Below are 18,079 nucleotides of genomic sequence, written 5' to 3' on the forward strand. Positions count from 1 at the left end.
GCGATTCTCCAGAGTCATGGAGTGACCCGGGTCGCGGTGAACGCTCAGTCAGGAGTCGCGACCCGGAAGAGGGCATGGCAGGGGAAGCTCATGGCGATCCATGGCCTCATCTCCCCCTGCGCCCACGACGGTCGCGTGTCCGCGCCCGGGCACTCTAACCCATGATCCGGATACGCCGCGCCCCCGTTGCCTCGGGCCAACGGGCAACGGGGGCGCGGCGCGGGACGGGTCAGCTGACCCCGGTGACGGCCTTGACCAGGTTGATGGCGAAGTAGATGACGAACGCGACGGCCACCGCCCACATGAGCGGGTGGATCTGCCGGGCCTTGCCCTGCGCCACCCGGATCGCCACCCAGCTCACGAAGCCGGCGCCGATGCCGTTGGTGATCGAGTAGGTGAACGGCATGAGCGTCATGGTCAGGAACGCCGGGACGGCGACGCCCACGTCGGTGAAGTCGATGTCCTTGACCTGGCGGATCATCAGCGCGCCCACGACCACCAGCGCCGGGCCGGCGGCCTCGCTCGGCACCAGCGACACCAGCGGGGTGAGCAGCAGGGCGCCCAGGAAGAGCACGCCGGTGACCACGCTGGTCAGGCCGGTCCGCCCGCCGTCCGCGATGCCCGAGGAGGACTCGACGTACGTGGTGGCCGACGAGGCGCTGCCCGCGCCACCGGCGACCGCGGCGACGCCGTCGACGAAGAGCACCTTGCCGAGGCGCGGCATGTCGGTGCCGTCCTCGGTGGCCAGGTTGGCCTGCTTGGCGAGGCCGACCGTGGTGCCCATGACGTCGAAGAAGTCGGCCAGCACCAGGGTGAAGACCAGCAGCAGCGCGGTCATCAGGCCGACGTGGGCGAACGCGCCGAACGACACGTTGCCGAGCAGGTGCAGGTCGGGCTTCTGGACCAGCGGGTCCGGCAGGGTCGGCACGTTGAGCCGCCACCCGTCCGGGTTGGGCTTGCCGTCGACGAGCGCCGGGCCGGGCTTGGCGAACGCGTTGACGATCACCGCGATGACCGTGGTGGCCACGATGCCGATGAGGACGCCGGCCTTCACCTTGCGGGCGACCAGGATGCCCGTGACCAGCAGGCCGACCACGAAGACGACCGTGGGCCAGCCGTGCAGGGTGCCGTTGCTGCCCGAGCCGAGCTGCAGCGGCACGCCGCTGCCGGCCCGGACCAGACCACCGTCGACGAAGCCGATCAGCGCGATGAACAGGCCGATGCCGGCCGCGATGGCCGCCTTCAGCTCGGCCGGGATGGCCCGGAAGACGGCCTTCCGGAACCCGGTCAGCACCAGCACGGTGATGATCAGACCCTCGATGACGACCAGGCCCATGGCCTCGGCCCAGCTCATCTGGGACGCGACCGCGTACGCCACGAACGCGTTCAGCCCGAGACCGGTGGCCACCGCGAACGGCACCCGGCCCACGATGCCCATCATGATCGTCATGACGGCGGCGACCAGGGCGGTGACGCCGGCGACCGCCGGGATGCCGAGGGTCTTGCCGTCGGCGTCCGGCGCGGTGCCGATGATCAGGGGGTTCAGCACGACGATGTAGGCCATCGTCGCGAACGTGGTGAGCCCGGCGAGCACCTCGCGCCGGACCGTCGAGCCCCGTCGGGTGATCTCGAAGAAGCGGTCGAGGCGGCTCTGCGCGGCGGGTTCCGCCGGCTCCACCGGGGCAGCAGGATCCTGCGTAGTCACGCTCATGGCGTGGCTTACTCCGTTCCGGGTTGGCCCAGCCGGTTGCGCCGGCCAGGCGGTGGGGGTGCAGCCGTCCCGTTTCGGTTGGCCCGGAGAACGTCGGGGCGGCTGGGCTCCACGGATCCCGTGAAGCACTACGAAGCCGCGCCCCGGGGTCCGGGGAAGCGACTTCGCGAGGCCCACCTTAACCGCCGGGTAACGGCAGATGACCTGCCGCTGAGCGGGGATCCGGCCCGGGGGTGGCCAAGGTCACGCCCGGGCCCGGTGCCGCGCGCGAGCTAGGCGCGGCGCTGGAGCACCATCCGGCGTGCCAGTTCGTGGAGTTCGTCGCGCGCGGCCTGCTCCCGGCCGGTCGGGTCGGTCACCCGGAACCCGTGCAGCCGGACGGCGTCGGCGTCCACGTCGTCCGGCCGCCGGCGGCCCTCCATCACGAAGCCGAACAGCGCCCGCAGCGCCGCCTCACCCAGTTCCAGCGGATGGAACGGCAGGCGGTCCCAGCCCGGCACCGGGTGCTCCCCCGCCCAGTACGGGAGCTCGAACGGTAGTGGCTCGCCGATGTTCTCACCGACGCCTTCGGGTCCCACGTTCAGCGACCGGACCAGGACGCCGTCCTCCCACACCGCGAATCCCAGCCAGTCGCTGACCGACTGCATGCCATGGAGCACGATCCGCCGCCCGGCGCCGGCCTCGACCAGGTGTGCGGGCAGCGCGGACGGCGGGTTGACGGCCAGCCGCCGGTCGCAGAGCAGGTCCACCCCGGCCAGCGCGACGGCGTACGTCACGTCGTCGGGCGGGTAGACGGCGTCCCACAGGCACTCGTCGGCGGCGCCGTCGACGAGGTGCCCCGGGTGGATCCGCCGGACCAGCGCCTCGGCCGCGTCCCGGTCACCGCCGGTGGCCCCGCGCAACGCCGTGGCGATGTCCCCGTCCGCGTACGCCAGCAGTGCCGTCTTCGCCCCCACGCCCGCGCCCCTCCCCCGACGAGTGTCACCGCACGGTACCGGCGAGATCTTGGTAGGAAAAGGCCCCGGTAGGGGCCACTTCCCACCAAGATCTCTAGGAAGCCGTGCGGGGGCGGGCGCGGAGGTGGGCGCGTTCGCCCTGGGCGCCGAAGAGGCTGAGGAACTCGACGGCCTCCTCGTCGGCCCGGCCGAACCAGTGCGGCACCCGGGTGTCGAACTCGGCCGCCTCGCCGGGTGCGAGCACCAGGTCGTGCTCGCCGAGCACCAGCCGCAGCCGGCCGTTGAGCACGTAGACCCACTCGTACCCCTCGTGGGTCTGCGGGGTGGGCTCGGCGGGCCGCCCGCCCGCGGGGATGACCAGCTTGTACGCCTGGATGCCGCCGGCCCGGCGGGTGAGCGGCAGCATGGTCATGCCGTGCCGGGTGACCGGCCGCAGGTGGATGCGCGGGTCGCCGGTGGGCGGGGCGCCGACCAGCTCGTCGAGGGTCACGCCGTGCGCCCGGGCCAGGGGCAGCAGTAGTTCGAGGGTGGGGCGGCGGCTGCCGGACTCCAGCCGGGACAGGGTGCTCACCGAGATGCCGGTGGTGGCCGACAGCTCGGCGAGGGTGGTCTCCCGTTCGCGGCGCAGCGCGCGCAGCCGGGGCCCGACCGTGTCGAGGGCCCGGTCCAGGTCGTCGTCCATCACCCCAGTTTGCCAGAACGGCAACAAAGTTTGCGGGTATGGCCACCACCGCCGCATCGTTGCGGCCAGGAGGTGGTCAGGATGGCCGAAGGGTACGAGGTGGTCGTGATCGGCGGCGGCGCCGCCGGGCTGAGCGGGGCGCTCATGCTGGCCCGGGCGCGCCGGTCGGTCCTGGTGATCGACGGAGGCAGCCCGCGCAACGCGCCGGCCGACGGGGTGCACGGCCTGCTGGCCCGTGACGGCATGCCCCCGGCCGAGCTGCTGGCGCGCGGCCGGGACGAGGTACGCCGGTACGGCGGACAGCTGGTGGACGGCGAGGTCGACACGGTGACCCGCGACGAGGAGGGCTTCACCGTGGCGCTGGCCGGCGGCCGGCGGGTGCGGGCCGGCCGGCTGCTGGTGGCCACCGGCCTGGTCGACGAGCTGCCCGAGGTGCCCGGACTGCGGGACCGGTGGGGCCGGGACGTGGTGCACTGCCCGTACTGCCACGGATGGGAGGTGCGCGACCGGGCCATCGGTGTGCTGGCCACCGGGCCGCTGTCGGTGCACCAGGCGCTGCTGTTCCGCCAGTGGAGCGACGATGTCCTGTTCCTCCGCCACACCGCGCCGCCGCTCACCGACGAGCAGGCCGAACAGCTGGCCGCGCGGGGCGTCCCGGTGATCGAGGGCGAGGTCGCGTCCGTCGAGGTCGTGGCGGACCGGCTGGCCGGGGTACGCCTGGGCGACGGCCGGTCGGTCGCGCGCGAGGTGCTGGTCGCGGCCCCCCGGATGGTGGCGCGGGCCGGGTTCCTGGCGGCGCTCGGGCTGCGGGCCGTGGCGCACCCGTCCGGGGCCGGCGAGCACGTGCCCGCCGACCCGACGGGGCGTACCGAGGTGCCCGGGGTGTGGGTCGCGGGCAACGTCACCGACCCGGCCGCCCAGGTCGGCGCGGCAGCGGCGGCGGGCGCCCTGGCGGCCGCCGCGATCAACGGCGACCTGGTCGCCGAGGAGACCCGCCGGGCGGTCGACGCGCGGCAGCGGGACGTGTTCTCGGCGCAGACCGAGGCGCGGGTGAGCGAACTGGTGGCGGGCGACCGTCGCCACGGACTGTGAACCGGGGAGGCGGCCATGGCGGAGTTCGACCGGGCGTACTGGGAGGAGCGGTACCACCACCAGCACGCGGCGCATCCCCGGACGCCCACGCCGTACCTGGTGGCGGAGGCCGGTGACCTGGCGCCCGGCACGGCGCTGGACGCGGGCTGCGGCGAGGGCGCCGACGCGATCTGGCTGGCGGCACGCGGCTGGCGGGTCACCGCGGTCGACGTCGCGGACGGCGCCCTGCGCCGGGCTCGCGAGCACGCGGCGGCGCAGGGCGCCGAGGTCGCCGGCCGGGTCGAGTGGGTGCGGGCCGACCTGGCCGGCTGGCGTGCCCTTGAGGAGGGCTTCGACCTGGTGACCAGCTCCTACGTGCACGGCGCGGGCGAGGATCTGGTCGACCGGCTGGCCGCCGCCGTCGCGCCCGGGGGCACGCTGCTCGTGGTGGGTCACGACCCCACCGACCCGCACACCGCCGCGGAGGGTGCTCCGGCGACGGCGCACGTCACGGCCGGGCGGCTGGCGGCGGGCCTCGACCCGGCGCGGTGGGAGGACGTCATGGCGGAGACCCGGTCCCGGTCGGTCACCGCCCCGGACGGCCGGTCGAGCACCCTGCACGACGCGGTTCTGCGCGCCCGCCGGCGCGGCTGAGCACGCGGAGGGGTGGCATTCACGAATCCGACTTACATGGACAATATTGCCCTTTAAGTTACTGCGGTGAGGGTGCAGTCGAAACGGGGGGCGACGTGAGCGAGTATCCGCCGATCGAGGATCACGGGCTCATCGGTGATCTTCAGACCGCCGCCCTGGTGACCTGTGACGGCACGATCGACTGGTTCTGCGCACCCCGCTTCGACTCCCCCAGCATCTTCGCCAGCGTGCTCGATCGGGAGCGCGGTGGCTTCTTCCGGATCGCGCCCCACGAGACCACCTACGTCACGAAACAGCTCTACCTGCCCGGCACCCCGATCCTGATCACCCGGTTCATCAGCGCCGACGGGGTCGCCGAGATCCAGGACTTCATGCCGGTCACCGGCGAGAAGGCCACCGACGTGCACCGCCTCGTGCGCATGGTCACCATGGTCCGGGGCAGCATGCGGTTCCGGCTGGAGTGCCGGCCCCGGTTCGACTACGCGCGCGAGCAACCCCGGCTGGAGCGGCACCGGAACGGGTTCGTCTTCCGCGGCTCGTCCGCGTCGCTCACCTTCAACCCGGTCCAGCCGATCCGCCAGCTCATCGCCAAGGAGGACATGCACCTCGGGGACGGCGACCTGATCGGGTTCGGCACCCTCAACCAGGGCGACACCGGCGGCGTGGTGCTGGAGACGAACTCCGAGATGGAACCCCGGGCGGTCCCGCTCGAAGAGGTGCAGGGGATGTTCGAGTGGACCCGCGACTACTGGCGACGGTGGGTCGAGCGCTCCCGGTACACCGGCCGCTGGCGGGAGATGGTCGAGCGGTCGGCCATCACGTTGAAGCTCATGACGTACGCGCCCACCGGCGCGATGATCGCCGCGCCGACGGCCGCGCTGCCCGAACTCGTCGGCGGCACCCGCAACTGGGACTACCGCTACACCTGGGTCCGGGACACGTCCTTCTCGGTGCACGCGCTGCTCGGCCTCGGTTTCACCGAGGAGGTCGGCCGGTACATGGACTGGCTCGACGAGCGGATCCGCGAGGCCGGCGACCACCAGGCCCCACTGAAGATCATGTACCGGGTCGACGGTTCGTCCGACCTCCACGAGGAGGTGCTCGACCACCTGGAGGGCTACCGCGGCTCCCGCCCGGTCCGGATCGGCAACGGCGCCGCCGACCAGCTCCAGCTCGACATCCACGGCGAGGCGCTCTACGCCATGCACGTCGCCGACGAGCAGGGCATCCGGGTGTCCCACCAGGTGTGGAAGAGCACCGTGCGGCTCATCGACTGGCTGTGCCACAACTGGGACCAGCCGGACGCCGGCATCTGGGAGAGCCGGCACCATCCCCGGGACTACACCTTCGGCCGGGTGATGTCCTGGGTGGCCCTGGACCGGGCCATCCGGCTCGCCGCCCGTACCGGCCGGCCGGGGGACGTCAGCTGCTGGACCACCCAGCGGAACCTCATCTACGACCAGGTGATGGCGCGCGGTTACCACCGGGGCCGCGGTTCCTTCGTCCAGGCCTACGGCGAGAACGTCCTGGACGCCGCGCTGCTCTCCATGCCGGCGGTCGGCTTCGTGACGCCGTCCGATCCCATGTGGTGCCGCACCCTCGAGGCCATCGAGCGCGAACTGGTCTCCGACAGCCTGGTCCACCGGTACGACCCGGTCCACTCCCCCGACGGGCTCCCCGGCCATGAGGGCACCTTCAACATGTGCACCTTCTGGTACGCCGAGGCGCTGGCCCGCTCCGGCCGGCTCGACGACGCCCGGCTCACCTTCGAGAAGATGTTCACCTTCAGCAACCACCTCGGCCTGTACGCCGAGGAGATCGCCTCGACCGGTGAGCAGATCGGCAACTACCCGCAGGCCTTCAGCCACCTCGCCCTGATCAACACCGCGCTGGCGCTGAACGACATGCTCGACGCCGAGGCCGAGGCCCGGCGCAGACGCTGAATCTCGGGACGGGGTTAGCCGACGGCAGGCCGGGTAGCCACACGCGCTGCGTGTGCAGCCCGTTGAACCGGCCTTCCTTGCCGACAACCCAGCCGAGAGGAACGACGGTGTCGCACGAGTACCGCAAGAACCCGGAGGCAGTTTCCCGGTTGTCGCCCGAGCAGTACCACGTGACCCAGGAGGGCGGGACCGAGCGGCCCTTCGCCAACCCCTACTGGGACACCAAGGAACCGGGCATCTACGTGGATGTCGTGTCCGGCGAGCCACTGTTCGCGTCGGTCGACAAATACGACAGCGGCACCGGCTGGCCCTCCTTCACGAAGCCCATCGAGCCGCGGAACGTGGTCGAGGTCCGCGACGTCGCCCTCGGCATGGTCCGCACCGAGGTCCGGTCCGCGCACGGTGACAGCCACCTCGGGCACGTCTTCGACGACGGCCCCATCGCCACCGGCGGGCTGCGCTACTGCATGAACTCCGCGGCGCTCCGGTTCATCCGGCGCGACGACCTGGAACGGGAAGGGTACGGCGAGTACCGCGCACTGTTCGAGCACCCGGACGGGGGGCGAAGCGATGAGTGACAAGACGGAGAAGGCCGTCCTGGCCGGCGGCTGCTTCTGGGGGATGCAGGACCTCATCCGGAAACGGCCCGGCGTGGTGTCCACGCGGGTCGGCTACACCGGCGGCGACGTGCCGAACGCGACGTACTACAACCACGAGGGCCACGCCGAGGCCATCGAGATCGCCTACGACCCGGACAAGCTCTCGTACCGGGACCTTCTCGAGTTCTTCTTCCAGGTCCACGACCCGACGACCCTCAACCGCCAGGGCGGTGACGTCGGCACCAGCTACCGGTCGGCGATCTTCTACTGCGACGACGAGCAGCGGAGGGTCGCCGAGGACACGATCGCGGACGTCGACGCCTCCGGCCTGTGGCCGGGCAAGGTCGTCACCGAGGTCACCCCGGCCGGCCCGTTCTGGGAGGCGGAGCCGGAGCACCAGGACTACCTGGAGAAGCATCCCGGCGGCTACACCTGCCACTTCCCCCGGCCCGACTGGAAGCTGCCCCGCCGGGGCGAGAACCAGAGCTGACCGCACGCAGCCGAGTGACCAACGAGGAAAAGGAGCCCGACGTGGCCGCCAGGACCCAGACGCTCGCCCGCGCCACCGACATCAAGCCGTTCACGGTGGAGATCCCCGAGGCGGACCTCCAGGACATGCGCCGGCGCATCGCGGCGACCCGCTGGCCGGATAGGCAGACCGTCAACGACCAGTCCCAGGGCGTGCCGCTGGAGACGAGCCAGGCCCTCGCCCGCTACTGGGAGAAGGAGTACGACTGGCGCAAGGCCGAGGCGAGGCTGAACTCCCTGCCCAACTTCATCACCGAGATCGACGGCCTGGACATCCACTTCATCCACGTCCGGTCCAAGCACGAGAACGCGCTGCCGCTCATCGTCACGCACGGCTGGCCCGGTTCCGTCATCGAGCAGCTGAAGATCATCGAGCCGCTCACCGACCCGACGGCACACGGCGGGTCCGCGTCGGACGCCTTCCACGTGGTGATCCCGTCGATGCCGGGTTACGGCTTCTCCGGCAAGCCGACCGAACCCGGCTGGGGGCCGGACCACGTTGCGAGGGCCTGGACCGAGCTGATGAAGCGCCTCGGCTACAACCGGTTCGTCGCGCAGGGCGGCGACTGGGGCGCCCTGATCACCAACCTGATGGGCGTGCAGGCGCCGCCGGAACTGGCCGCCATCCACACCAACATGCCGAGCACGGTTCCGTTCGAGATCGACGCGCTGGTCCAGTCCGACATCACCGGAATCAACGGCGCGCTCGCCAAGCTGCCGGCCAACCTCTCCGAGGAGGAGCGGCGGGCCGCCGAGCAGCAGGACTTCTTCTGGAAGCACTCCGCCTACGCACTGATCATGGCCACCCGCCCCGAGACCCTGATCGGGTTGGCGGACTCGCCCGTCGCGCTGGCGACCTTCATGTGCGACCACGACGCGGCCAGCCTGGAGCTGATCTGCCGGGCGTTCGCCGGGAATCCCGGGGGCCTCACGCGCGACGACATCCTCGACAACATCACGCTCACCTGGTTGACCAACACGGGCGTCTCCTCCGCCCGCATCTACTGGGAGAACAAGTACTCCTTCCTCGGCGCCAAGGACGTCTCGGTGCCGGCCGCCGTGAGCGTCTTCCCGGACGAGCTCTACCAGGCGCCGCGGAGCTGGGCCGAGCAGGCGTATCCGAACCTCATCCACTACAACCAGCTCGACCGGGGTGGGCACTTCGCGGCGTGGGAGCAGCCGCAACTGCTGACCGACGAGCTCCGCACCGCCTTCCGGTCGGTTCGCTAGATGGCCGTCTCCGAACGGCTGCGCCTGCCCGCGCTCGACGGGGCGACCGGGTGGCTCAACTCCGAGCCACTCGGTCCCGCCGAGCTGCGGGGACGCCCCGTCGTCGTGAACTTCTGGACGCTCACGTGCATCAACTGGCTGCGCCAGGAGCCGTACGTCCGGGCGTGGTCGCAGGCCTACCGCGACGACGGGCTGGTGGTCGTCGGCGTGCACACGCCGGAGTTCTCGTTCGAGCACGACGTCGACGAGGTGCGCCGGGCGGTGGCGGCCCGTGGGATCGACTACCCGGTGGCGCTCGACAACGACTACGGGGTGTGGACCGCGTTCGACAACCACTACTGGCCGGCGCTCTACTTCGTCGACGCGGACGGCGTCATCCAGGACCACCACTTCGGCGAGGGCCGCTACGAGAAGTCGGAACGGGTGATCCAGCGGCTGCTCGGCGTCGACCGCGACCTCGTCCCCGTCGAGGGGACCGGGGTGGAGGCCGACGCCGACTGGGACCACCTGCGCACGCAGGAGACCTACCTGGGGTACGCGCGCTCGGAGCAGTTCGCGTCACCGGACGACGCCACGTACGACGCGAGCGGCGCCTACGAACTCCCGGCGAGCCTGCCCGCCGACCACTGGGCGCTCGGTGGGGAGTGGACGATCGGCTCCGAGAAGGTCGTGCTCGACCGGGCCGGCGGCACCCTCGCCTTCCGGTTCCAGGCCCGCGACGCGCATCTCGTGCTGTCGCCCGGAACGCGCGGCCCGATCCCCTTCCGCCTGCTCCTCGACGGCGCCGCCCCGGGCTCCGCACACGGCGACGACGTCGACGAGGACGGCAACGGCCTGCTCCGGGATGGCCGGCTCTACCAGCTCGTCCGACAGCGGGACGCCGTCCGGGAGCGGACGCTGGAACTCACCTTCCTCGAACCCGGCGCCGAGGCGTACGTGTTCACCTTCGGCTGACGGCGGAAACGACCTCGCGCCGATCCGCGCCCGTTGGCAGAATCGCCGGGTGCCCGAGCCGGTCGAGGTGAGCCCACCGTTCCGCTGGGATCTGGTGACACCGGACCAGCTCGGCTCGATGCTGTCCGGCGGTCCCGAACCGGACCTGTGGTTCGTCGACGAGCTGACGGAGTGCGCGGGCCGGGTGCTGGCCCGCAGTGGCAACGGCGACCTGCTGTTCGTGGGCCGGTCGCTGGACTCGATGTTCGACCTCCTGAGCGGGGCCCTGACCGGCATCACCACCGAGCAGCGCCTGGCGCGCCTCCCCTTCTCGTTCCACCGGCGGCCGGTGGTGGACGGGCGCGGGAGATGGCGCGTACCCGCGCTGTCGGCGGGGCAGCGCGCGGCCGCACGCCGCGTGCTGGCCGACCTCGACGTGACGCCCCACGCCCTGGCCCGCCGGCACCGGCCGGTGACCTTCGTCGACGTGGTCCACGAGGGCTCGACGTTCACGGAGCTGTTCGCGCTGCTGGACGACTGGATCGTCGAGTCCCGCGAACCGTGGGAGGTCGTGCGGCGGAAGCTGCGGTTCCTCGGCGTCACGCGGAGCCGGAAGACGAGCCCCAACACCTGGCGCTGGCACCAGCACGCCGGATGGACCCGCCGGCTCCCGGCCGCCTCGGTGCGGAACGTCTCCCTGGACGCCCTCGTGTGGTCCTACTTCGGTGACCACCAGACGAAACTCACCCGATCGTTCCGGCCGGACCGGTGGCTCCTTACCGACGACGGGCCGGACCGCGACGAGCGGGCCCGGCAGGCACTCGCCGAGGCGGTCGCCCTGGTGGCGTACGGTCGCGGCGCCCCGGGCCGGCGCGCGCTCGCGGCGGCGACCAGCCACGAGCCGGCCCTGGCCGAACCCTGGCTCCGCTCCGTCGTCCGGCAGCTCAACGGGGTCTGACGGGGGCGCGTCGTAGGCTGCATCTCGCAGGTGACGGGCGGGAGGCTGACGTGTCCGAGACGACGGTTGCCGGGGTGCTGGCCGAGCTGGCCGCGCTCGAGGACCCGAAGGCACGCGCCGTGAACGAGCGGCACGGTGACGATCACGGGGTGAACCTCGGCGCGCTGCGCGCGCTCGCGAAGCGGCTGAAGACGCAGCAGGAACTCGCGTGCCGGCTCTGGGCGACGGGCGACAGCGCGGCGAGGCTGCTGGCGCTCCTGATCTGCCGGCCGAAGGCGTTCGGGCGTGACGAGCTGGACGCCATGCTGCGCGAGGCACGCACACCCAAGGTGCACGACTGGCTCGTGAACTACGTCGTGAAGAAGAACCCGCACGCCGAGGAGTTACGCCTGGCCTGGTCCGCCGACCCGGATCCCGTGGTGGCGAGTGCCGGCTGGGCCCTGACCACGGAACGCGTGGCGAAGAAGCCGGAGGGCCTCGACCTCGCCGGGCTGCTCGACGTCATCGAGGCGGAGCTGAAGGACGCGCCGGACCGCCTGCAGTGGGCCATGAACCACTGCCTGGCGCAGATCGGGATCGAGAACGCCGCGCTCCGCGCCCGTGCCATCGACATCGGCGAGCGCCTGGAGGTGCTCAAGGACTACCCGACTCCCCCGGGTTGCACGTCTCCGTTCGCACCGACCTGGATCACCGAGATGGTGCGCCGGCAGCAGTCGTGAGCGGCCGGCGCACCGTCGGTCCGTCAGGCCGGTTCGACCGGTAGCCACAGCTCGCAGGTCGCCGTGCTGAAGTCGTCCGCCCGATCGAGGACGGCGACGATCGAGGGCCCGGGCCGCAGCCGCCACGGGTTCGACGGGAACCACTCGGTCGCGGTCGCGGCCCAGGTCTCCTGCAACACCTGCGGGTGCGGTCCGGCGGTGCGGAAGACCGCCCACCGGCCGGCCGGCACCTCGATGACGTCGAGGTCGCCGGGTGCCGGCGTGTCCGGGGAGAGGGCCACCCCGTGCAGGTACGTCAGTTCGCTGCCCTCGGTGGCGTCCGGATCGAGGTCGTCGGAGACCTGCAGCAGCCCCCCGGGCTCGGCGTCGCCGAGGGCCTTCAGCCGGAGGTGCTCCTCCATCGGCAGCGCGGCGATGTGCTGCTGGATGTGCGGGTTGATGCCGTGGTGGATCAGCGGGACCCGGGCGGCGTGCCCGACGAGCCGGAACGCGGGGCGGTCGACGATGCGGGTGTGCATGGGGTTGCTCCCTTCGACGGTCAGGCGGAACCTGAGCTGCGGTTGTGTGCGAAGGGGGCCTCCGTCGCGGCGGACGTCACCGGGGCCGGCACCGTGGACCGCCCGGAACGCGCGCCCGAACGCCTCGGTCGAGCCGTACCCGTGCCGGACGGCGATGCTCAGCAGGTCGTCCTGACCGCGGACGACATCGGCGGCGGCGAGGGTCATGCGCCGCCGGCGCACGTACTCCGACAGCGGCATGCCGGCCAGCGACGAGAACATCCGCCGCAGGTGGTATTCGGTCGTGCCGAGCGTCCGGGCCAGCCCGGTGACGTCGAGTTCCTCGGTGAGGTGCTCCTCGACGAGGTCGACGAGCCGGTTGAGTGCCGAGATCACGAGGCCTCCTTTCGACGTCAAGCCTCGCTCGTGCGACACCGGCCGCGCCCGACCACTCCGGCCCGATCCGATCGGGCGGTCAGCCGTCTGACCGCGACCGAAGATCTATCTGGGTCTTGTTGTGATTTCCGTTGATCACAACGCGGTTGCGGAAGACGATGTTGAGCATCCGGCTCACCCGCTGACTCCGGCCTCCGGCTGCCGGCGCGCTCGAAGCATCGCTCACCGCCGCGTTCCGTCGCACGGTGAACATGACGACACTGCCGCACATCGTGACGAGAGCAGCGGCGAAGCTGCCGATGCTCGCCCACTTGTCGGCCTTGTCGAGGGATTGCAGAGCAAGGAAGACGACTGCGGCCATCGACACCGCCAGACACAGTGAGAGGGCCAACCAGACCGAGAGCTTCGTCCTCATCTGCCGATCCCGCCTCCCCCCCGCCTGCGCCGCTTCTCTCGTGGCGACAGGGGCTGTTCATCCTCGATGTGGGGCATCTCGAAGGTCGCCTCCACGACCCACGGCACAGGGTGCGGGCTCCCGTCGGGCGAGGCCGCCTGCTCGCTCGTCGGCGTGTGGTAAGTCCGGATGTCCGATGGAGGCGGTGACATCTCCTCGTGCAGCTCTGCGACAGCGTCGATGACCTCGTCACCGCCAAGCTCCTCAACATGCACTCGGACGTCCCTCGTGAACCTGTTCCCGGTGCCGGCGAGGACGGACACGGGATCGCTCACGCGGGTGAAACCGAAAAGCGCGAACACCCTCGTGCGTTGGCTCGTCTCGTCGGTCGCCTGCCGCAGCAGGTCGAGTTCTCCGGTGCGATCTCCCGCCCTCAGCAGACTGACTAGGAAACGTTCCATGGCTTGCCCCGTCGGCCCCTCCCGAATCGCGTCGGCCAGCTGCAACCGGAGATCCCTGTCCCCCAAAAGCAATTCAGCGCCGGACAGAACGGTCCTCCGGACGAGGATCTCGGTCGTGCTCGTGATCCGGGAATCGTCACCCAGCTGAACGACGCCGGACCCGTGGATGAGGTTCACGTGACTACGTGCCAGCGGCAGATCCACCTCGGTCGGTCCGATCTCCTCCACACCGCCGACGGCTCTGGCCAAGGCGCGGACGAGGGCGGCATCATGCGAGCGGCTGGCCGGTTCGTTGACGAGCGCAGACAGCGCCTTCCGGACGTCGGGCGCCTCCAGAACCCCGTCGAGAGTCACGGCCACGGAATCCAGGTGGTAGTGCTCGCGGTGGATGAGTTCGCAGCTGTTGCCCGCCACCACCTCGTCCGCGCGGACGACATCGACGATCCGTGCCGGCGAGAGCAAGCCGAACACACTTACTTCGCCTCCCGCAGCCGAGGCGATGGTCAGGTGAACCGGACCGAGGTGAGGTTTCGTTGCCTCGGAGTCGGTGCCGTCGCTCACCTCCACACGGACGCCCGGCACCTGGATCGCGTGTTCGGCAAGCTTCTCCGGCCGCTCGATCAACCGCTCGAACCAACCTTGGTTGGCCGAGCGGCTTTCCACCCGTGGTTCGGGCACCCGCGGCCTTGTCTCCACCGGCGGAGTGATCATCAGTTCCGACAGTTCGGGTGGCCTGATGTCCCAGTACCCCGGTTGCTCAATCCGATGACGTCGCTCGCTGACGCCTTCACCGCTGCCGAACTCGACCATGGCACGCCCCTCGGTTGGCAAGTCGCACAGAAAGCGTTACATGGAGTAAGTATCGACGGCTAGAGCGCTGGCCGAGGAGACCGGCGCCCGTCCGGACTCGACACCGGCGAGGCAGCGGAGAGCTTCCCACCTCTCGTGACCCAGGCAGCCGCGCTGAGTGCACGACATCGCCGGCAGGCCGCCGTCTGCTGGGACGACGAGTACGTAGTCAGGCGGCTCGCCGAAGTTCGAGCGGCCTGAGAACGCGTTTGAGGAGTACGGGGTGGGCGCGGCAGACCTGGTGTGTACTGTGTACCCATGGCACAGGTCGACTTCAGGTATCTCACGGACCTCCTCACCCCACGCCACGCCACCGCGGTCGACGACCCGACGGAACGGAACCGCCTTGCCGGCCTGGTCGACACCGACACCTCCGAGTACATCGCCGGCTTCATCTCTCAGACCGGCCGGGTGCTCGGTGAGTCGATGAAATCGGGCGAGACCGTCCTACACGAGAGCGACATCATTCTGGACGCTGACGGTGGCTGGGAACCCGGAACTCCGTCCCGGATGTGGATTGTGTCAGAGGGCACTCGACGGGAGGACGTATTCGACGATGCCGCCCGCGTCTTCCTGGCCCATAGCCTGCTCACCGGAGCCGCGAGCCAGTTCTGCGGATGGCGGGAACGGGTTGTGGCAATCGTGCCCGAGGAGGTCGGACCCAAGGAGTCGAAGATCATCCGTACCCTGGCTGACGGGGGCATCGAGGTCGTGCACACGTACACCGTTCTCGATGCGTACGGCACGTACGCCCGATGGGTCACTGACCTCGCCTTGGAGTATGGAAGCGGTGACGAAGCAATCGCTTCCGACACCCCTCGGCCGCCCGGCATGGCGCGATCGGTCGTCAGCGCATGGCTGATGCGCGAGGCGGGCGAGGCACAGCTCCAGCAGGCCCGCCACTCCCTGAAGTTCGGCTTGGCGGGGTACGCGCGGGTGTCCGGTGAGGAGTTGCCGATCGCTGAACTCGCCCGCTCCCTCTACACCGACCGCGCGAACTTGACGAAGGTCATCAAGGCGGCCGAGAAAGATGCCAGGATCTCCGGGATCCTCGACGCGATCGCGTCCGGGGACACCGACCGGATCATGACGACTCTTCGCTGCGCGTAGAACGGTCACGCCTCTGCCGAGCTCGGGTCTCAGCCCGCCGGCAGGAAAGCCGGCATGGGCAGACCTTTATTGCGTTACTCGGGCACCGACGGATGTGCCTGTTTAGGTGGTGGTGGACGCGGCAGGTTTCGAACCTGCGACCCCTCGCTTGTAAGGTCTGCGCAACCCGCGGTCCGCAACCACCTGCGCCCAGCCCGCCTCGCTTCGGCGCGCCACAAGCACGTGATCGTGCGTCGTCGTCCGTCACGGTTGCTACAGACGCTGTTACACCGGCGCTCACCGGGTCTGTCGATGAGGACGACTAGCTGGCGGTCATGCTTGGTTCGCCCTTGCCTGGCTTGGACCTGGGTCAGGTGGCTTAGCGGTCGTGCTGGCCGGACGGCGCATCGGCCCCGGTTGCTGCCGCCGCCGCCCAATCCCCGTCGTGGGCAGCGAGACCTCAGCCACACTGCGACCGGCCCCGTCGCAGCTATGGCGGCCAATGGCCACATCTCCCTCAACCGCTGCAGGTTGACGCTCCCGGCGCCGTAACGCGAGCCCGGTTTTGCGTCGGGCTGACGCTATGGCTTCCAGTGCCCTTCGACCTGCGAGAACAGGACGGTTTTCGTCACGCCGGCGATATACGGATCGGCGCTTCGCATGTTTGAGATGCCACCATCTTGCGCATGAGAGCAAAGCAGTGGATCGGCCCGAGCGCAGGCGGCCTGGTCGCGATCGCGATCGTCTTCGGGCTCGCGGTACTGATGGTCCTCAAGCGGTACGACCCAGCAGTGATCACCGCGGTGGTTACCGGGACGAGCCTCGCGGCGGCCGAACTCGTGCGCCGGCTCCGAGAGTCTACGTCGGCCCCTACTGAGTCGAATCACAAGCGTGAGGTGGGCTCGTGATTCGGCCGTCGGTGTCGCTCGTTGGTAGCTTCCGGCAGCACTATGCCGAGGTCGTGGCAGCCGCCGAGATCTTCACCGCCGCCGGTGTCACGGTGAAGTCGCCGCCGATTTCGCGGATCACGAACCCGGGGCGAAACTTCGTGCGCTTCGAGTCCGACCCGCCGTTGTCCTTGGACCACCACATTCAAGCCGCGACCTTCGAGAAGATCTTCTCATCGGACTTTGTGTACGTGGTGAATCCCGGCGGATACATTGGCCGGACTACCGCGTATGAGTTAGGGCGAGTCCACGAGCGCGGCATGGCGGTCTACTTCGCCGAGAGGCCAATCGACCTGCCGATTCAGGTGCCTGCCGGAACGATACTGAACCCTCGGGAGCTGGTAGCTGCTGTCGTCGAAGGTGGCCTCAGAGTCCAGACCGTTAGACGTCCAAGGGTCGCCGCGCTACCGACTGCGGACCTGGTCATCCTCACGATCCGTGAGCAGCGTCTTAACGTCCTGCTGGTCGTTCGCGGGAAGGAGCCGTACCGCGGGCTGCTGGCGCTCCCTGGTGGCTTCGTCCGGCCGGGGGAATCCTTGGAGGACACGGCAGGGCGGGAACTCACAGAAGAGTCTGGGTTAGACAGCTCGAAGCTCCCGCTGCAGCAGGTACACACGTACTCAATGCCCGAGCGTGATCCTCGAGGACGGATCGTGACGACGGTCTTCCTCGCGATCGCCCCGAACCTACCAGAAGTCACGGGTGGCACGGATGCGTCGCGTGCGGACTGGGTCGAAATCGAGGAGTCACTCGGCACTCGCCTCGCCTTTGACCATGAGCAGATCCTGTGGCAGACGCTTGAGCATGCGCGCAGGTTGTTGGAGTACACCACTATCGCAGCAGCCTTCTGTCCGAAGGAGTTCACGATCGGCGAGCTCCGGCAGGTCTACGAGGCGGTTTGGGGAATCGGACTCAATCCTCAGAACTTCCATCGGAAGGTACGAGGCACGGAGGGCTTCCTCGTGGACACCGGCAGGAAACGGACGAAACAGCCTGGCCGACCAGCCGAGTTGTTTCGGCGGGGCCCTGCTCAAATCCTCTATCCGCCAATGCTGCGGCCGAGCCAGGGGTGACAGCGACGGTACGCCATACGCCGGAGTGGCTGATGTGGACGTCGTGGTACCGCTTGAGGTACATCGCGATCTTCTCGGGGCCGAAGTGGTAGTTCTGCCGCAGTTAGATGATCTTCCCAACGACCTCCGCGCGGGTGGCGTTGGGGCTGGTCTTGGGTCGCTTGGATCGGCTGCGCAGCCCGTCGACGCCTTCGGCCTGGTAGCGGCGGTACCAGATGTAGTACGCCTGCCGGCTGATCCCGTAGTACCGGCACGTCAGCGCGACGTTGCCGGTGACCTCTTCGACATGCCGGCTGATCGCCAGGCGCCGCTTGGCCTCCCGATCGAGCGGCGGGTGAGGGATAGACATATTTGGTCTCCGTACTGGCCGGAGACCCAGGTGTCAACGA

19 protein-coding genes are annotated in these 18,079 nt (G+C 69.9%); 12 read left to right on the plus strand and 7 right to left on the minus strand.

Annotated features, from left to right (window positions below; translation table 11 throughout):
* Positions 1–229: 229 nt before the first annotated feature.
* From GCE86_RS17775 to GCE86_RS17785, 3 genes are all read right to left on the minus strand, one after another.
* A complete protein-coding gene (locus GCE86_RS17775) occupies positions 230–1,711 on the minus strand; it encodes an NCS2 family permease (RefSeq protein ID WP_154228007.1) in 1,482 nt (493 codons plus the stop codon).
* 272 nt (positions 1,712–1,983) lie between these two features.
* Entirely contained in the window at positions 1,984–2,667 is a 684-nt protein-coding gene (locus tag GCE86_RS17780) for a DUF6928 family protein (RefSeq protein ID WP_204342531.1), read from the minus strand.
* A 94-nt stretch (positions 2,668–2,761) separates the two neighbouring features.
* A complete protein-coding gene (locus GCE86_RS17785) occupies positions 2,762–3,349 on the minus strand; it encodes a helix-turn-helix domain-containing protein (RefSeq protein WP_154228008.1) in 588 nt (195 codons plus the stop codon).
* An 81-nt stretch (positions 3,350–3,430) separates the two neighbouring features.
* Here GCE86_RS17785 and GCE86_RS17790 point away from each other — a divergent pair, with 81 nt between their 5' ends.
* The 9 genes from GCE86_RS17790 (at position 3,431) to GCE86_RS17830 (ending at position 11,984) form a co-directional block, all read left to right on the plus strand.
* Positions 3,431–4,441 carry an NAD(P)/FAD-dependent oxidoreductase gene (locus GCE86_RS17790; protein ID WP_154228009.1) on the plus strand — a complete coding sequence of 337 codons (1,011 nt, stop codon included), beginning with the start codon at positions 3,431–3,433 and terminating at the stop codon, positions 4,439–4,441.
* Positions 4,442–4,456: 15 nt separating this feature from the next.
* Positions 4,457–5,074 carry a class I SAM-dependent methyltransferase gene (locus tag GCE86_RS17795; RefSeq protein WP_154228010.1) on the plus strand — a complete coding sequence of 206 codons (618 nt, stop codon included), beginning with the start codon at positions 4,457–4,459 and terminating at the stop codon, positions 5,072–5,074.
* A 95-nt stretch (positions 5,075–5,169) separates the two neighbouring features.
* Positions 5,170–7,017, plus strand: coding sequence for a glycoside hydrolase family 15 protein (locus GCE86_RS17800; RefSeq protein ID WP_154228011.1), 1,848 nt, complete (start codon positions 5,170–5,172; stop codon positions 7,015–7,017).
* Positions 7,018–7,124: 107 nt separating this feature from the next.
* Entirely contained in the window at positions 7,125–7,595 is a 471-nt protein-coding gene (msrB, locus tag GCE86_RS17805) for a peptide-methionine (R)-S-oxide reductase MsrB (RefSeq protein ID WP_154228012.1), read from the plus strand.
* Entirely contained in the window at positions 7,588–8,106 is a 519-nt protein-coding gene (gene msrA, locus GCE86_RS17810) for a peptide-methionine (S)-S-oxide reductase MsrA (RefSeq protein WP_154228013.1), read from the plus strand. The genes msrB and msrA overlap by 8 nt, the downstream gene beginning before the upstream one ends.
* A 125-nt stretch (positions 8,107–8,231) precedes the next feature.
* Entirely contained in the window at positions 8,232–9,374 is a 1,143-nt protein-coding gene (locus GCE86_RS17815) for an epoxide hydrolase family protein (protein WP_204342599.1), read from the plus strand.
* Positions 9,375–10,328: a redoxin domain-containing protein gene (locus GCE86_RS17820; protein ID WP_154228014.1), complete on the plus strand. Its 954-nt coding sequence runs from the start codon at positions 9,375–9,377 to the stop codon at positions 10,326–10,328.
* Positions 10,329–10,377: 49 nt separating this feature from the next.
* On the plus strand, positions 10,378–11,265 hold the full coding sequence (locus GCE86_RS32120) for a hypothetical protein (RefSeq protein WP_239542887.1): 888 nt from the start codon (positions 10,378–10,380) through the stop codon (positions 11,263–11,265).
* A gap of 50 nt (positions 11,266–11,315) precedes the next feature.
* Positions 11,316–11,984, plus strand: coding sequence for a DNA alkylation repair protein (locus GCE86_RS17830; protein WP_208818023.1), 669 nt, complete (start codon positions 11,316–11,318; stop codon positions 11,982–11,984).
* 23 nt (positions 11,985–12,007) lie between these two features.
* Here GCE86_RS17830 and GCE86_RS17835 read toward each other — a convergent pair whose 3' ends face one another.
* From GCE86_RS17835 to GCE86_RS17845, 3 genes are all read right to left on the minus strand, one after another.
* Complete coding sequence (locus GCE86_RS17835) at positions 12,008–12,877, minus strand: AraC family transcriptional regulator (protein WP_154228015.1); 870 nt, start codon at positions 12,875–12,877, stop codon at positions 12,008–12,010.
* Positions 12,878–12,956: 79 nt separating this feature from the next.
* Positions 12,957–13,292, minus strand: a complete 336-nt coding sequence (locus GCE86_RS17840) for a hypothetical protein (protein ID WP_154228016.1) — start codon at positions 13,290–13,292, stop codon at positions 12,957–12,959.
* The gene (locus GCE86_RS17845; RefSeq protein ID WP_154228017.1) at positions 13,289–14,542 is read right to left on the minus strand and encodes a hypothetical protein; all 1,254 of its coding nucleotides are present in this window, start codon (positions 14,540–14,542) and stop codon (positions 13,289–13,291) included. Before GCE86_RS17845 ends, GCE86_RS17840 begins: the two co-directional genes overlap by 4 nt.
* A 297-nt stretch (positions 14,543–14,839) precedes the next feature.
* On the opposite strand from GCE86_RS17845, the gene GCE86_RS17850 reads away from it, so the two are divergent.
* The 3 genes from GCE86_RS17850 to GCE86_RS32505 all read left to right on the plus strand — a co-directional run bounded on the left by GCE86_RS17850 (position 14,840) and on the right by GCE86_RS32505 (position 17,690).
* Positions 14,840–15,691 carry a hypothetical protein gene (locus tag GCE86_RS17850; protein ID WP_154228018.1) on the plus strand — a complete coding sequence of 284 codons (852 nt, stop codon included), beginning with the start codon at positions 14,840–14,842 and terminating at the stop codon, positions 15,689–15,691.
* A gap of 665 nt (positions 15,692–16,356) precedes the next feature.
* Positions 16,357–16,578 (plus strand): hypothetical protein, encoded by a 222-nt coding sequence (locus GCE86_RS17855; protein ID WP_154228019.1) that lies wholly within the window; start codon positions 16,357–16,359, stop codon positions 16,576–16,578.
* The gene (locus tag GCE86_RS32505; protein ID WP_341874554.1) at positions 16,575–17,690 is read left to right on the plus strand and encodes an NUDIX hydrolase; all 1,116 of its coding nucleotides are present in this window, start codon (positions 16,575–16,577) and stop codon (positions 17,688–17,690) included. Before GCE86_RS17855 ends, GCE86_RS32505 begins: the two co-directional genes overlap by 4 nt.
* Before the next feature lie 103 nt (positions 17,691–17,793).
* On the opposite strand, the gene GCE86_RS17865 is transcribed toward GCE86_RS32505, so the two are convergent.
* On the minus strand, positions 17,794–18,039 hold the full coding sequence (locus tag GCE86_RS17865; protein WP_204342528.1) for a helix-turn-helix domain-containing protein: 246 nt from the start codon (positions 18,037–18,039) through the stop codon (positions 17,794–17,796).
* Positions 18,040–18,079: the final 40 nt, after the last annotated feature.

The sequence above is a fragment of the Micromonospora terminaliae genome (assembly GCF_009671205.1).
Lineage (GTDB): Bacteria > Actinomycetota > Actinomycetes > Mycobacteriales > Micromonosporaceae > Micromonospora > Micromonospora terminaliae.

Bases quoted from the DNA above. Each gene is read 5' to 3' on its own strand.
- GCE86_RS17775 (WP_154228007.1), bottom strand. From the start codon at position 1,711: ATGAGCGTGACTACGCAGGATCCTGCTGCCCCGGTGGAGCCGGCGGAA.
- msrA (WP_154228013.1), top strand. From the start codon at position 7,588: ATGAGTGACAAGACGGAGAAGGCCGTCCTGGCCGGCGGCTGCTTCTGG.
- GCE86_RS17845 (WP_154228017.1), bottom strand. From the start codon at position 14,542: ATGGTCGAGTTCGGCAGCGGTGAAGGCGTCAGCGAGCGACGTCATCGG.
- GCE86_RS17785 (WP_154228008.1), bottom strand. From the start codon at position 3,349: ATGGACGACGACCTGGACCGGGCCCTCGACACGGTCGGGCCCCGGCTG.
- GCE86_RS17840 (WP_154228016.1), bottom strand. From the start codon at position 13,292: ATGAGGACGAAGCTCTCGGTCTGGTTGGCCCTCTCACTGTGTCTGGCG.
- GCE86_RS17790 (WP_154228009.1), top strand. From the start codon at position 3,431: ATGGCCGAAGGGTACGAGGTGGTCGTGATCGGCGGCGGCGCCGCCGGG.
- GCE86_RS17815 (WP_204342599.1), top strand. From the start codon at position 8,232: ATGCGCCGGCGCATCGCGGCGACCCGCTGGCCGGATAGGCAGACCGTC.
- GCE86_RS17855 (WP_154228019.1), top strand. From the start codon at position 16,357: ATGAGAGCAAAGCAGTGGATCGGCCCGAGCGCAGGCGGCCTGGTCGCG.
- GCE86_RS17795 (WP_154228010.1), top strand. From the start codon at position 4,457: ATGGCGGAGTTCGACCGGGCGTACTGGGAGGAGCGGTACCACCACCAG.
- GCE86_RS17865 (WP_204342528.1), bottom strand. From the start codon at position 18,039: ATGTCTATCCCTCACCCGCCGCTCGATCGGGAGGCCAAGCGGCGCCTG.
- GCE86_RS17850 (WP_154228018.1), top strand. From the start codon at position 14,840: ATGGCACAGGTCGACTTCAGGTATCTCACGGACCTCCTCACCCCACGC.
- GCE86_RS17820 (WP_154228014.1), top strand. From the start codon at position 9,375: ATGGCCGTCTCCGAACGGCTGCGCCTGCCCGCGCTCGACGGGGCGACC.